Here is a 13,495-nt window from a genome sequence, read left to right as displayed (position 1 = left end):
GCCATGTACACCGACTATCCAGAAGTAGACCAAAACTTTATGATACAAGGCGATTCTATACTCTACTTTGTCCAGAACCGGCATGAAGAAAGCCATATCTTTAGAATAAAAAACAACGGTATCGATACCCTCTTTACACAAAACCCCATACTCAACAATATTTACCTGTCCAATGGCTCTATTACTGGCCTACGTGACAGTTGCGGCAATGAACAGTACAACAGTGCCGAAAAAGAAATTAACCAGGCATTGGGCCAAGAAAAAATAGAACGCTTATACTCCGGCCATACCGGTAAATACCTCATTTACAAAACCACCACCACACAAAACGTTTACCTCTATAGCTGGAAAACCAAGACCCAAAAACTGTTGCTCCCAGGCACCATAAACTTTCAGCACGTTTGCTTTTCAGCAAACGATTCACTGGCCCTGTTTTGTGAGCAAGGCAAAATGTACAAGCTCTATTTAGCAGAAGGCCGGATACAGGAAGTTGTTACCCAGCTCCAGGCCGAAATACTTAACCCATCCTTTGCAGAAAACGAGATCTACTTTTGCAGCAGGGATACCGGTAACTATACCGCCATTTACCGCATCAGTTTAAGCGGCAGCAGCAGCAAAGCACAACTCGTTTACCGCGAAGCAAAAAACGATCTGCGCATGCCGTTAAAACAAGGCAATGACCTGTATTATATAGAAGTCAGCAACAGTAATTACCTACTCAGCAGGCTCAATTTAAAAACAGACAGTGCCATTACCATAAATACCAGTGGTGTAGTGTATACCTACCAGGCTTTCGGAAAAAACATCTTATTTACCTATTCCAATATCCGCTGTCCTAAAATCTTAGTGGATTACGCCACCGATTTGAACCAATGCTTTTATGTATTGCCACTCCCCGCAAGGGACACCACACTATCCGCCGCCCTGAACACTAAAGAAAGTACAGACAGCAACACTTATAACATCGGCACCCAGCACAGTTATGGTAAGGCCGTTGTCCTGTACATCCATCCAGGTATACACAATGACTTTTCACCGCGTTACGACCCCATTCTAGCCAGTTTAGCGCACAAAGGCTACCAGATTATTGCACCAAACTATCCAGGCTCCACAGGCTACGGATGGAGCTATGCCATGCAAAGCCAAGACAGCGCGGTAGAATACCTCAATAAGCTCAAACTGAAAATTAAAGCCCTGCACCCCAATAAACAGATCTTAGTACTCAGCCAAAGCTCCGGGAATGCCCTAGCAGAAAAACTAATCAGCAAATACCCGGATCACATCACCGCCGCTGCCTCACTCTTTGGCGTATCTACTGGCAACACACCAAATTTCAAAGTTCCCTACGTGTACATTTTAGGAATCAATGATCCCATAGTGAAATGGACACAGCGCATAGAAGAACTACGGCATTCACCTTATTATAACCGTTCTATAAGAGTTTATAATTACCCAGCAGAAGGCCACTGGTTCAGGAACCCCGAACATTTGGAAACTGCGATCCATAGAATAGAAGAATTTTTTTCCACTCAACAACCCAAACATATATGATCCAATTACCCAATGCCCATTTTGGAAGGTTAGATATCCGTTTTTTAAAATTTCTAGGCCACCTGATCAATAAAGTAAACTGGGCCAGTTTCACAGTAAACAATTACAAGCACTTTGGGAAAAGATGGAGGGCATTCGAAAGATATACCAATCATATTTATAGAACATCCCAGCTCACCCGCGATACCCTGGCGGCTTACAAAGAATTTCTCAAATCAGAGCGTAACTACGCACCCAGCTCTATTAAATCAGATTTCAGAAAATTGCATGCCGCCATAACCCTGTCTGATAAGGTTGGCTACAACACCTGTGCAGACCATTACTTTTACAGGATTACGGATAAGGAGGAACCTTATACCGTATACCTAAATGAATTTGAAATACTCTCCTTATTAAAGCTCAAAATAGACGGAGCAAGAGAACATATCCGTGATCAATTTGTCATCGGCTGCTATACTGCACTCCGCTTTGGAGATTATAGTTTGTTAGATGAACACAACATCATTGACGACCGGTTTTTTACACGCAGAACCAATAAAACCGGTGAAAGGGTACTCATTCCACTACATCCAGTTGTCAAATTCATTTTGGAGAAATACGATTACAGGTTACCGCCATCGTATTCAATTCAATACTTTAACCGCATTATAAAATTACTTGCAAAAGCAGCGGGAATTAAAGATCCCATTTTTATAGAGAAACTAAAAGGCAATGATGTTATCCGCCGTTTCGCCCCAAAATGGTCGTTAATAGGTACACATACTGCACGGCGGAGTGGAGCCACCAACATGTACCTTGCCGGAATCCCGGTAGGCAGGATCATGTTATTAACCGGGCATTTAACCGAAACCGCATTTTTCCGTTACATCAAAATCGATAAAATTGAAAATGCACTTTACCTTGAAAAACATTCCTTTTTTCAACCCAGGTATGATTTGTATAAGATCTTGCATTCTGACAGCCTAGAACTTGATTCATCTTTACTTTTAGCCGAAAAGGAAGAAAGTCTTTTGGCTGAAATGGTGCATGTAGGATAAACTGATGTGTGGTAACATTCGGGTTGATGTACGATAGAACAAATAAAAAGGCCATTCCTTAACATCATATTAAGAAATGGCCATTAAAAAATCTAATACTTAATATTGTTTTACCGTTTCGATAATTTTTTCCAATGCCTCTATCAGAATATCCTTATCCCTTTGCTCTCCCTGGTAGGATTTGATCCTTACACTATCGGGCGAAAGGTCGGTTTCTTTTTGCGTAGAAATAAAAGGAACCATGTTGTTAAACACCGCCGTAACAGAACGTGAAATGATCAAATTCCTGTCTTTAGCGGCCCTTAAAAAAAGTGCAATCTGATCGGCACTCAGCGCACAGGTAATTTTGTAAGGAGCAGTCTTGTTCTTTTCGGCGTTGTAGGCTTCATTGGGTTGAAAACCGATTTTCTTTTTCTCCAGGTATTCGATTTCACGCACAATATAATCACCAAAGTACGCCTTCATGGAGGGGTAGGTCGGATCGTAGATAAAATCGGGCATCATGGGCAGCGTATGGATGTTCTTCAATTGAAGCCGCATAAAATCCAGTTGATCATCCACCGATTCACTACTCTTCATAATGGCTTCCATGCCCAACGAAAAATACCGGATACAGGCCCGTGAGTTTAAATTCCAGTACACTAATAATTCATGCAACGAGGGGCAATTAGACAAAGCGGTTTCTTGGCCCTTGTAGTTTTCAATGTCTTTAATGATGGACTGGTGGTAGATCGTTTCGCGTTCAGAGATTGCATCACCTGCACTGATCCGCAGCGTAAAATCATCCAGAGCATCCATCACAATACTGCTTACTTCATCACCGTTACCGGTGGCATGTAGCTTGTCTAAGATGCTTTGCCTTTTTTCGATAATCTCATGACGTACTTTCATTAAATCTACAAGGGGTAAGGCTTGCTCTGTACTGAGGTATTTGGCATAATTGGTTTTGAAAAAGTTCCTCAGTTCTTGCAAACCGGTCATGACGGTTTGGAGTACTTGAATAATGTTTGCCTTTTCAATGTTCTCATGATGCATGTGCTGGTAAGTCTTGTTCATCATCACCGTAATGGCATCATAGTTTTTTACAATGAGCATTTCGCTGCTGCCTTCTCCTTTTTCAGAGAAATATTGTTGGCGAATTTCATTTTGTAAGAGTTGCATTTCTCTTTTCACTTTTTCAATCATGGCCCCAACAGTAGCCCCCGGCATAGGGCTAGGATAAGAAAAAGCAGGGTTGAGTTCAAAGTTGATCAGGTTGTCTAGCCATTCAAAGACATAGACGTTCGGATTTCCCATAGAATTACATAGGTTAGGTAGGTCAGTTTTTACTTAGGTTAATTAGGTCAACAATAAACAATGCACATAAAGAACTACCGGGGTTAATGCAATTGATCAAACGTTTTACTTTAAAAAGGGAATTTAAAAAAGATTAAATGCAAACCATATCATATTAGCGTCATAATTACATTTATTTTCATGTAAACCACTGCTGCACAGCGTACAGCCAATCATCTTATATTGTATTTATCTTAACCAAAAGATGATGCAGCTTACAGCATACGAAATACAGATCCTCAACGAAATCTACATTGAGATAGAATCTAATTTTAAAAAGCGTGTTCCTATTGCAGATGTTATAGGTAAATACCACATATCAGTAAGCACTCTTAGCAAGGCGTTCAAAATCTTATTTCAAAAGACAATTGATCAGCACAGATTAGAAGTCACTATCAATTACGCAAAAAAAAGATTGCAAGAAGGCGCACAAGTGAAAATCGTTGCCTCAGAACTAGGTTATGCCAACACCAGCAGCTTTTGCCGGACCTATAAAAAAGTAACCAAGCACTCCCCTTTAAAACAAATTCCATAGCCCTTTAAAGGCCAACACTGCAACACCAGTGCAGCCGTTTACGATTTAAGTATGCAAATTTAACTTTGTCAAATCAAAAACCTGCTATAGTTTTACATCCAGAAACAGCAATACGAATTACGAAAGGAAGTTTAACTGCATTAACCCAAAAGTCGTTAACGCCAAAGCCCATAATCTCAGCTCATGAAACTACGTACCCTCTGTATGGCCATGTTATGCCTGTTTTACCTGTGCGCCTGTAAAACTGATCCCTTAGCAAAACTACCAAACTTTAGCTTCCGGCTTTCTGATAGTACAACAATCATCAACAGTAAAGAAATACCTACAGATAAGCCCATTATATTGATCAGCTTTGAAGCCGATTGTACTGGATGCCAGCAAATGACAGATTCATTATTGCAAAACATCAATGCCGTAAAGGATGTACGGTTCTACTTTCTCAGCATGGAAAGTTTTGATAAAGTAAGGCTGTTCAGAGATTATTACCATTTGGATCAATATCCGAACATTATCGTTGGACAAGACTATCAGCGCATAGCAGCCTACCACTATAAAGTACGCGGTACGCCTTATATTGCCCTGTATAACTCTAATAAAGACCTGGTAGGCATTTACGCAGGCAAACCCAATATTAAAAATCTGATTGCCTCTATAAAGGATTTAAACTAATACAACAGGTTATGAAAAGAAAAGTAATCACCTTAGAGATCATCTGCTATGCTGTCATTTTGCTTTTTGCCTATGCAGCCCTTAGTAAACTGTTCCTGTATAACATTTATGTAAAAGATCTTGAACGCTCCCCTTTCATTGGCCCTTATGCAGCTTATCTTTCTTTAACGCTACCCGTTGCGGAACTGGCCCTATCGGCCCTACTTTTCTTTGAAAGTACCCGGCGCATAGGCTTATGGGGATCACTGGTACTGATGATACTTTTTACAGGTTATGTAGGCTTAATATTGGGTGCAGTAGATAGCCGCCCCTGTACCTGCGGGGGACTGATCAGGAACTTAACTTGGCAACAGCATTTTGCTCTAAATGTGACGTATACACTGCTTATAGCACTAGGCATATGGTTACAAAAATCAATCACACCATCATGGCAGAAGAATTAATTTGCTCAGACTATACACAGATCGTTGAATCTTATGGCATCGGCTTTAGCACAAACGATTATTACCTTATTGCTGATGGCGTACCAGAAACAACAGATTGGCTAATAGAACTCTCTATCGTTTTGCCTCAAATAGAAGAGCTTTTAAAAGTGGTATTGCCAATGGCCAAAAGCCTAGGTGTTCCCTTTAGCATGGCCAAAAACGACGAATCTGCTGTCCATATCCTGTATGGAAATATGGGCTATCAAAACCTAAATAAAGTAATTACCTTTTATCCTTCTGGCAAGGAACAGACCATCCAATTCTCCCAAAAGCTGGTTGCAGTGACCGCTGGTTTTAATGGCCCAAAAATACCTACTGCTGCACCACTTGGAAGCATTGTATATACAGAATATATAGGCAGTGTCCCTTTTGAAAAAAGTATGTGGCCTTTTCCAATTAAAATGCCTGTACCCAAAAGCGAGTTTAAGAAAATATTCTCTGGCAAATACATGATTGTAGATGTATTGAAACAGGACATTAAAGGCGACGTGTTTAAAGGAATATATATCAAAGGCTTTTTGAAAGTAGGCAAATGCGTAATTAAACAAGGCAGACAATACATGTGGACTGATTTCGGAAACCGGGACATGAGCCACCGGCTCCAGTGGCAAAAAAAAGTGCAGGAAGATTTATATGATAGCTTAAACATACCGAAGGTTATAGATTTGTTTACTACCGATGGGAACAACTACCTGGTGATGGAGTTCATTGAGGGGCAGCACTTAGAAAAAGTATTGACGGAAACCTATAAAAAAGATAAGCTGTGGAAAGATTTAAGCATGGAGCAGCGAAATAAGCTCTTAAATGCCTTAATTCAGATCATAGAAAGCATTGAGGTGTTACACAAAAAGGGATATGTACACCGGGATATTAAACCCGCTAATTTTATACTCGATAACAAAGGCCGCCTATTTCTCATTGATCTTGAAATCACCTATCATAAACCCACTGATTATCCTAACCCAGCGTTTGGCGATGGAACATTAGGTTTTATGTCTCCCGAACAATTGGAAAGAATAACCCCAACGGAACATGAAGATATTTATGGTTTTGGTGGATTGATGGTGTACTTTTTTACCGGACAACCACCTGCGGACTTTGATTACAAGCATCTCGATAAACTAAAAAAAGAACTCAGCAGGCATATAGAAAATCAACAGATCAGGAACATCATTATGGAATGTTATCAGGTGGAGCTGGGTCAACGGCCCAGCCTTCAAAAGATAAAAAGCGTAGTTCAGAACTTCCAAAAAGCAATGTTAAATACCAGATAGGAAATTGATCATTTTCAAATAAAATCTTTGCGCAATAAAACAGCCTTAGCATGTAAAGGCAGATTCTAAACAAGTATTCAAAAATCTTAAAAAATTAAAATTATGAAAATTTCAAAAATCGTTATGGGCGTTGGTGCATTGACATTAGCTGCTGTAGGTGCATTTGCAAGTAATGCAAATTTCCGGTTAAATACCTATTGGTATCACCCTACTACTACAACCTGTGCTTCAACACTGATCAGCTTCACTTGTAATACAACTGCTACAGCAGCATGTATTGGACCAGTTGACGCGCCATCAGAAAACAAACAATTGTTCTTAACCAGCGGATGTCTTACAGCGCTGAAAAGACCATAAAACGAAAACAAATAGGGCCGGGTTAATAACCCAGCCCTATTTGTTCTTTTTATTCTTTGCTTACTTTTTAACAAAAATTGAAGGCGTTGAGATCAGTTCATCATCGTCACTGAGTACAATCACTTCCATATCTTTAGTCGTTTTCACCAATTTAAAGCCGTACACTTCCAAGTTCTTTTGAATATCATCAGGATCTAACAAATTTGCCTTAAAATCAATATCAATTGGACCAGACATTCCGGTACTGTTGATGACAGGAATGTCCAAGTGCATTCTCACCGTTAGGTGTTTAATAAAATCACCAATAGGGAAATTAACCAGATGAAGATGATCATAGGTGGTTTTCTTTAGTGCCGGATTCTTATTCTTTGATATTAAAGCGCGTACTTTAGCACTATCTGAAATGACAAAAGCATAAACCGGCATTTTCCTGATTTCTTTTGTCGCCTTATACCCAAAGAACTTATTTAAGTCCAATTGCATAGCCTTCATGATCAATTCGGGGCTGGACCTATCCTTTGGCACACTTAAACTATACGCAAAAGTCATTGGACGGTTTGATTTAAAATACGTAGAATCCCTGATGTTCAAATACAAGGAACGGTATCTTTTGTTGTAATTCTCGTCGTCCCAAACATCCCAATCGTCAATACCAAAATAGGCAATCCGGTACAAACCTTCCATCAAGTTATTAAACACCTCTAACTTTCCATTTTTAACACTCTTCATGTGCTGGTCAAACAAGCTCACCACCTGAGCAAGCGGCATAGATACTGTCCATTGCCTTAGCGTTGACCTAAATAAATAACTGCTGTCATTCGCTTCTTTCTGAGTTGCCAGCAAAGGAACGCTGTTGTTATAGGTATTTGCATGATCGTTCTCTTTCTCCCTTGGCTCAGATCTGGAAAATGAGCGGTCAAAACTAGGGCTTTTCCCGGCCAATAAATCCACAATCTGATTTTCGAACAACTGGTAAGTTTTTACCCTGATCACCCCTTGCGGATCAATGATAAGGATATGAGGCAAAGAACCCACATCATATTTTAAATACAATACACTATCAAAAGCAACGGTGAGCTTTAAATGATATTTGGCATCTAAATGTTGATATAAGTCTTTAGTGATTTTTTCTATCCTTTTCCGGTCATCCTTCGGGCTGCTTTTTGTAGCACCGACCATAACAATCTGCAACTGATCTTTAAATTTTTCGGCGTAGTGGTCCATTTTAGGAAAACTGGCTACACAAGCTGAACAGGAATAACCCCAAAAATCCAAGATCAACCATTTTCCCCTAAAATCATTTAGTGATGCCGTGCTTTTGGGATAATTGACCAGATCCGTAAATGTATAATTGGCTAATTTTTCTCCCACATTGGGGTAGGGTGTCTTTTTCATTTGCTGGGCATGACTATAACTAAAGGCAATGCCCAGCATGCACATGACAATTAAAATCTTTCTCATTTCTTTATTTTTGAAGCACCAACTAATTGTATCCTGGGTTCTGCGCCAGGTTTTTATCGTTTAGAATTTCCTTTTGCGGAATTGGCCATAATTGTTGGTTGCTATTCCAAACTGTTCCCTTTGAGGCTGCTATAGCATTCATCGCCGCATCAATATTCCCGGTACGTTTTAAATCTATCCAACGGTGGCCCCATTCGGTAAACAGCTCTTTTTGACGTTCCTTTAAGATCACATTGAGCAGGTCTGTTTTACCAATGCCTGGGTTAATGTCCTTAATCAAAGCAATACCCGCACGGTTGCGTATGGCATCCGTATCATTAATTCCACCTGCAAGGTTACCCAATTGTACCCTTGCTTCGGCACGGATCAAATATTGTTCAGCAACCCGGAAAACAAGCGAATACTCCGACACCGAAGCAGAAGTCAAGACTTTGTATTTAAAAGGATAATAGTAATCAACATTGGGCGTTACCCCCATATCGGTAAACTTTCCAATCCAGTTGATTTTCCGTTTATCACCATCATCAAAAGCAGACAATAAAGTAGGCGTAATTTCAGCAGAATTTTGAAAACTGGTTTTTGGTGCCGAAGTCAAAATAAAATAATTTCCTTCCCAGGTATTGATGCTATTTGCTGGTGTAGGTTTCATTAAGGCCCAAATGGTTTCATTGCTGTTTTTCAGGAATACTTTTGTTACATCCACCAGATCGTAATTAGGTTTACTGTTGATCACTACTGTAGCCTGAGCTTCGGCATCACTGTAGTTTTTATTAAATAAGTACACCCTGGCCAATAATGCCGTTGCCGTCATTTTATTAGGGCGTACTCGGTCAGTTGTAGTTGCAATGCTGTTACTGCCAACATAATTTTCATTTAAACCTGCCTGTGCATTCTTCAAATCCGTAATGATTTGCTGGTACACCAGGTCTTTAGCACTTCTGGCTAAAGTTGAATTGACTAGATAATCTGTAGTGGTTGCCAGTGGAACATCACCATATAAATTGACCAAATAAAAATGCCAGAAGGCCCGTATAAAAAGTGCTTCGGCCATTAACTGTTTCTTAACGGCTGGACTTAATGTAGTAGATGCTGCACAACCTTCATAAATTGCATTCGCTTCATAAATATAATTATAACCTGCCGTCCAAATGGCATTGGTTACCGCATCAACTGCCTGTAATGAATTTTCATAGGCATTAGTAAATAAAGCAGAATGGTTGATCAGTTCATCGCCCCCAATGCCTGTACAAAAAGGTAAGCGGTAGGGCATAAACTCTCTGTCACTCATTTGTGAATAGATACCGGTAAGCTGTGCAATTGCTGTTTCATCACTTGCAAAAACATTTTTAGTGACCAATAATGTTTTAGGTGCATCCAGTTCTACAAATTTTTTACAGTTTGTAAAAGTGGTCAGGATCAAGATGCAAAGCAGTATATAAGGTTTAAAGTATTTCATGTGATTTGGATTAAGGTTCATTAAAGCGATATCTGAATGCCCAGTGTAATCATTTTTAAAGGAGGTAATACCAATTGTGATGCTCCTCTAAACGGGATTTCCGGGTCCAGACCGTTGAAATTGGTAATGGTCAATAAGTTCTGTGCTTGCAGGTACACCCGTGCATTTTGCAATTTCAACGCATGCTGATATTTTTCAGGCAATGTCCAAGACAGGGAAACATTTTTAAGGCGAATAAATGAAGCATCCCCAACCACTGCATCACTATTGGTAAAAACAGTATAGGCTTGACCTGCAACTGAACTGCCCCTAGAGGTAAATTGTTGTACGCTAGATGCTGCCCCCTTATTCACTTCATCCAAAAGATAAGCCTGTTGATTGGACCCAACTGCATTAAATCGCCCTGGTGCTACCCCCAATAAGTTAAAGCCATTTTGTTTTACATATTGGAAAAACACATCCAGTTGCAAACCTTTATAACTAAAACTGTTGTTTAGCCCACCAAAAAATTTCTGGCTAACATTTACCGGGCGGGTATCATTGGAAAGGGTAATTTGCCCATCCTTATCAAAATCTTGGAAAGTATATGCTTTGGTTGTTGGATCTATACCGGTGTAATGGTATAGGAACTGGACCGTTAGCGGCTGCCCTTCAACATAAGTTTGAGCATAACTAGAAGCCGCTAGGTTTGGATAAGAAACCAGTTCATTTTTGGGAACGGTCAAATTTCCTGAGACGGTCCATGAAAACCGGTTTCCTTTAAAGATTCTGCCAGTTAATTCTAGTTCTGTACCTGTATTTTGGATCACCGCAGGTAAATTTGCCTGAATGCTAGGAAACCCCGTAATATCTGGCAGCGCATAGCCCACCAACTGGTTACCGGTCCTGTTCCTGTACCAACTTCCATTCAATAAAATCCGGTTGTCCAAAAAGCCCAAGTCCAAACCAAATTCCAGTTTTTTCACCGTTTCCCATCCAAATTTAGAATTGGTTAAGGAGGTAGGGTACAGACCCGTTACCCCTTGATAAGCCATATTGTTAGAAGCCGAAGTACTTAAAAAGGCATAATCTCCAAGCTGGTCATTCCCTGTTAAACCATAACTGGCCCTTAACTTGGCAAAAGACACCGCAGGCAATATATTTTTCATCCAATCCATATGCGACACGATCCAGGCTGCCCCAATGGCACCAAGATTGGCAAATTGCTTTCCAGGTCCAAAACGGCTGCTGGCATCACGGCGGCCTGTTAAATTGATCAGGTATTTGTCCTGATAATTGTAACCTATTCTTGCATATATTGCATTATATCTGTACCGGGTATCGGTATATCTGGCAATCCTTGTGGTGGTGGCAGAAGAAATATCATTAATTAAAGCAGCCGAAGAAAACCCACTGGCTGTTTGATAAAGGCTTACCTGGTCCGATTGCTGAAAAGTAGCCCCGATTAAGGATTCTAATTTTCCTTTACCCAAATCCATTGAATAATTGATCCCCGGCTCGATAATCCAAGATTTAATTTCATTTGTTCCAAAGGTATTGGTCCGGTAACTTGGATCTATAAAAACAGCGGGATCATAGTTAACAAATGGATTTATGGTACTGGCATTTGTTTTAATGTCATTATAGCCCATTCTGGCACTAATAGAAAGCCCTTTGATGATTTCGTAACTTAAATTCGTAGCTGCATTGAGGTTGGTAGAAACAGCTCCAGCTTTTTGACTGGTTACCCATAAAGGGTTTTCCCATATGGAGTTTTGCCAGTTTAAACTTCCATCTGCATTATACAAAGCTGGTGTATTTGGGGCTAGTAAAATCTGTGAAGTAAAATCTGTAGTTGGCAATTGATTGTTATCATTCGTATAACTGACCATTACGTTACTGTTGAAACGCTTGTTTTCACTTTGGTGCGTAACATTGAGGTGGGCAGCAATTTTTTTGTCGTTATAAGAACCCGGAAAAACCGTAGTTTCTTTATGATAACTGCCCCCAAATAAAAACTGGGTTTGTGCAGAGCCACCCGAAATAGATGCTTGTGCATCGGTTACCTGTGCAGTTCCACCAATCAATACCTTTTGCCAGTCTGTATAATGGTTTACATCGCCATAGTTCCCATTCAAATCATTTGCCGAACCCGGAATCGTTGTAACGCCATCATTTGCAAGGGCAGCACGTCGCATAGTCAGGTATTGATCTGTGTTCATCAAATCGAGCTTGCTTGCCACCTTTCCGGCTCCTTTGTACACATTTACATCAAACCTGGTTTTACCCGCTTTACCTTTTTTGGTGGTGATCAGGATCACTCCGTTGGCCCCACGGGAGCCATAAATGGCCGTTGCATCGGCATCCTTTAAAACATCAATGCTTTCAATATCGCTGATATTGATATTAGCGAAGGGACTTAAATTACCAGTCGCACCGCCCAATATAGTACCGGAGGTTAAACTTTTGGAAGGAAAAGGGATGCCATCTAAAATATACAATGGGCTATTGCCATTGGCAATACTGTTTTGACCTCTCAATTTTACCACCATATCTCCCCCTGCAATACCAGAGGTTTGCGCCACATAAAGCCCAGGTACACGTCCTTCCAGGGCCATTACCGGATCACTCACCGGATTTTTAGCCAGGTCAGCCGATTTAACTGAACTTACATTACCTGTATTTAAAACTTTTGTAGTGTTGTAATAACCCTTGATAACGGTTTCGTTCAGTTCACCAGCTTGTTTTTGTAAGCGGGCCGTGATAAAGTCTTTGGCTGCTTTTAAGGTCAATGTTTTGTAACCGATATAGGAAATTTCTACATTGGCACCTTCTTCTACACCGGCCAAACTAAACTCCCCGCTGCCATTAGATATGGTGGCCTTTCCGCTCGCTTTTATGGAAGCTCCAGGCAAAGGACTACCGTCCTCGTCCACTACTTTTCCAGCGATGGTAATGGAAAGAAAAAAATCTTTTACCCTTTGCAGTATGGAACTGTCTTTTTGCGTTCTGGATTTGATCACAATCACTTTATCATCAATCCGGTAGTTTAGGGGCTGGTCTGAAAAAATGATCTGTAAGGTTTTTTCAATATCTACCTGGTCCAGTTTCACCGTTACCGGTTTGGCAACGTCCAGTACAGAGCTTGTGAATAAAAAGCTATACCCGCTCTGTTTACGGATGCTTTGAAGCACTTCCCGCAATGAAGCATCCTTATACGATAAGCTAACCTTCTGCGAGTACACACTTGCAGAAACGTTAAAACTTAAAATCAATATCGCTAAAAACAGCTTCATCGCAATACAATATTTTAATAATTTAAATGATGTCTTTACCTTTTTATGGGGTATAGACAT

At 40.3% G+C, this 13,495-nt stretch carries 11 protein-coding genes; 7 read left to right on the top strand and 4 right to left on the bottom strand.

Going from position 1 to position 13,495, the window contains the following annotated elements; translation table 11 throughout:
- The first annotated feature begins 3 nt into the window (after positions 1–3).
- Together GO495_RS06770 and GO495_RS06765 are read left to right on the top strand one after the other, a co-directional pair.
- Positions 4–1,551, top strand: coding sequence for a S9 family peptidase (locus tag GO495_RS06770; protein WP_170302636.1), 1,548 nt, complete (start codon positions 4–6; stop codon positions 1,549–1,551).
- Positions 1,548–2,588, top strand: a complete 1,041-nt coding sequence (locus tag GO495_RS06765) for a site-specific integrase (RefSeq protein ID WP_157298903.1) — start codon at positions 1,548–1,550, stop codon at positions 2,586–2,588. Before GO495_RS06770 ends, GO495_RS06765 begins: the two co-directional genes overlap by 4 nt.
- 99 nt (positions 2,589–2,687) lie before the next feature.
- Here GO495_RS06765 and GO495_RS06760 read toward each other — a convergent pair whose 3' ends face one another.
- On the bottom strand, positions 2,688–3,884 hold the full coding sequence (locus tag GO495_RS06760; RefSeq protein WP_157298902.1) for a hypothetical protein: 1,197 nt from the start codon (positions 3,882–3,884) through the stop codon (positions 2,688–2,690).
- A gap of 244 nt (positions 3,885–4,128) precedes the next feature.
- Here GO495_RS06760 and GO495_RS06755 point away from each other — a divergent pair, with 244 nt between their 5' ends.
- The 5 genes from GO495_RS06755 to GO495_RS06735 all read left to right on the top strand — a co-directional run bounded on the left by GO495_RS06755 (position 4,129) and on the right by GO495_RS06735 (position 7,243).
- Positions 4,129–4,458 carry a helix-turn-helix domain-containing protein gene (locus tag GO495_RS06755; protein WP_157298901.1) on the top strand — a complete coding sequence of 110 codons (330 nt, stop codon included), beginning with the start codon at positions 4,129–4,131 and terminating at the stop codon, positions 4,456–4,458.
- Positions 4,459–4,641: 183 nt separating this feature from the next.
- Positions 4,642–5,127, top strand: a complete 486-nt coding sequence (locus GO495_RS06750) for a TlpA family protein disulfide reductase (protein ID WP_157298900.1) — start codon at positions 4,642–4,644, stop codon at positions 5,125–5,127.
- Between the two features lie 11 nt (positions 5,128–5,138).
- Positions 5,139–5,570 (top strand): MauE/DoxX family redox-associated membrane protein, encoded by a 432-nt coding sequence (locus GO495_RS06745; protein WP_157298899.1) that lies wholly within the window; start codon positions 5,139–5,141, stop codon positions 5,568–5,570.
- Positions 5,555–6,886 carry a serine/threonine protein kinase gene (locus GO495_RS06740; RefSeq protein ID WP_157298898.1) on the top strand — a complete coding sequence of 444 codons (1,332 nt, stop codon included), beginning with the start codon at positions 5,555–5,557 and terminating at the stop codon, positions 6,884–6,886. The genes GO495_RS06745 and GO495_RS06740 overlap by 16 nt, the downstream gene beginning before the upstream one ends.
- A 102-nt stretch (positions 6,887–6,988) precedes the next feature.
- Complete coding sequence (locus GO495_RS06735; RefSeq protein ID WP_157298897.1) at positions 6,989–7,243, top strand: DUF6520 family protein; 255 nt, start codon at positions 6,989–6,991, stop codon at positions 7,241–7,243.
- A gap of 60 nt (positions 7,244–7,303) precedes the next feature.
- Here GO495_RS06735 and GO495_RS06730 read toward each other — a convergent pair whose 3' ends face one another.
- The 3 genes from GO495_RS06730 to GO495_RS06720 are packed head-to-tail and all read right to left on the bottom strand — an operon-like array spanning position 7,304 to position 13,435.
- Positions 7,304–8,704 carry a thioredoxin-like domain-containing protein gene (locus GO495_RS06730; protein ID WP_157298896.1) on the bottom strand — a complete coding sequence of 467 codons (1,401 nt, stop codon included), beginning with the start codon at positions 8,702–8,704 and terminating at the stop codon, positions 7,304–7,306.
- Positions 8,705–8,726: 22 nt separating this feature from the next.
- Positions 8,727–10,160: a RagB/SusD family nutrient uptake outer membrane protein gene (locus GO495_RS06725; RefSeq protein ID WP_170302635.1), complete on the bottom strand. Its 1,434-nt coding sequence runs from the start codon at positions 10,158–10,160 to the stop codon at positions 8,727–8,729.
- 20 nt (positions 10,161–10,180) lie between these two features.
- Positions 10,181–13,435, bottom strand: coding sequence for a SusC/RagA family TonB-linked outer membrane protein (locus tag GO495_RS06720; RefSeq protein WP_338075369.1), 3,255 nt, complete (start codon positions 13,433–13,435; stop codon positions 10,181–10,183).
- Between the last annotated feature and the right edge of the window lie 60 nt (positions 13,436–13,495).

The organism is Chitinophaga oryziterrae, from assembly GCF_009758125.1.
In the GTDB taxonomy this organism is placed as follows: domain Bacteria; phylum Bacteroidota; class Bacteroidia; order Chitinophagales; family Chitinophagaceae; genus Chitinophaga; species Chitinophaga oryziterrae.
This window is presented reverse-complemented; position numbering and strand designations above follow the sequence as displayed.

What these genes read in the sequence shown, in the direction of transcription:
- GO495_RS06770 (WP_170302636.1), top strand. Translation starts at nt 4, where the DNA reads ATGTACACCGACTATCCAGAAGTAGACCAAAACTTTATGATACAAGGC.
- GO495_RS06750 (WP_157298900.1), top strand. Translation starts at nt 4,642, where the DNA reads ATGAAACTACGTACCCTCTGTATGGCCATGTTATGCCTGTTTTACCTG.
- GO495_RS06720 (WP_338075369.1), bottom strand. Translation starts at nt 13,435, where the DNA reads ATGAAGCTGTTTTTAGCGATATTGATTTTAAGTTTTAACGTTTCTGCA.
- GO495_RS06760 (WP_157298902.1), bottom strand. Translation starts at nt 3,884, where the DNA reads ATGGGAAATCCGAACGTCTATGTCTTTGAATGGCTAGACAACCTGATC.
- GO495_RS06730 (WP_157298896.1), bottom strand. Translation starts at nt 8,704, where the DNA reads ATGAGAAAGATTTTAATTGTCATGTGCATGCTGGGCATTGCCTTTAGT.
- GO495_RS06765 (WP_157298903.1), top strand. Translation starts at nt 1,548, where the DNA reads ATGATCCAATTACCCAATGCCCATTTTGGAAGGTTAGATATCCGTTTT.
- GO495_RS06755 (WP_157298901.1), top strand. Translation starts at nt 4,129, where the DNA reads ATGATGCAGCTTACAGCATACGAAATACAGATCCTCAACGAAATCTAC.
- GO495_RS06745 (WP_157298899.1), top strand. Translation starts at nt 5,139, where the DNA reads ATGAAAAGAAAAGTAATCACCTTAGAGATCATCTGCTATGCTGTCATT.
- GO495_RS06735 (WP_157298897.1), top strand. Translation starts at nt 6,989, where the DNA reads ATGAAAATTTCAAAAATCGTTATGGGCGTTGGTGCATTGACATTAGCT.
- GO495_RS06740 (WP_157298898.1), top strand. Translation starts at nt 5,555, where the DNA reads ATGGCAGAAGAATTAATTTGCTCAGACTATACACAGATCGTTGAATCT.
- GO495_RS06725 (WP_170302635.1), bottom strand. Translation starts at nt 10,160, where the DNA reads ATGAAATACTTTAAACCTTATATACTGCTTTGCATCTTGATCCTGACC.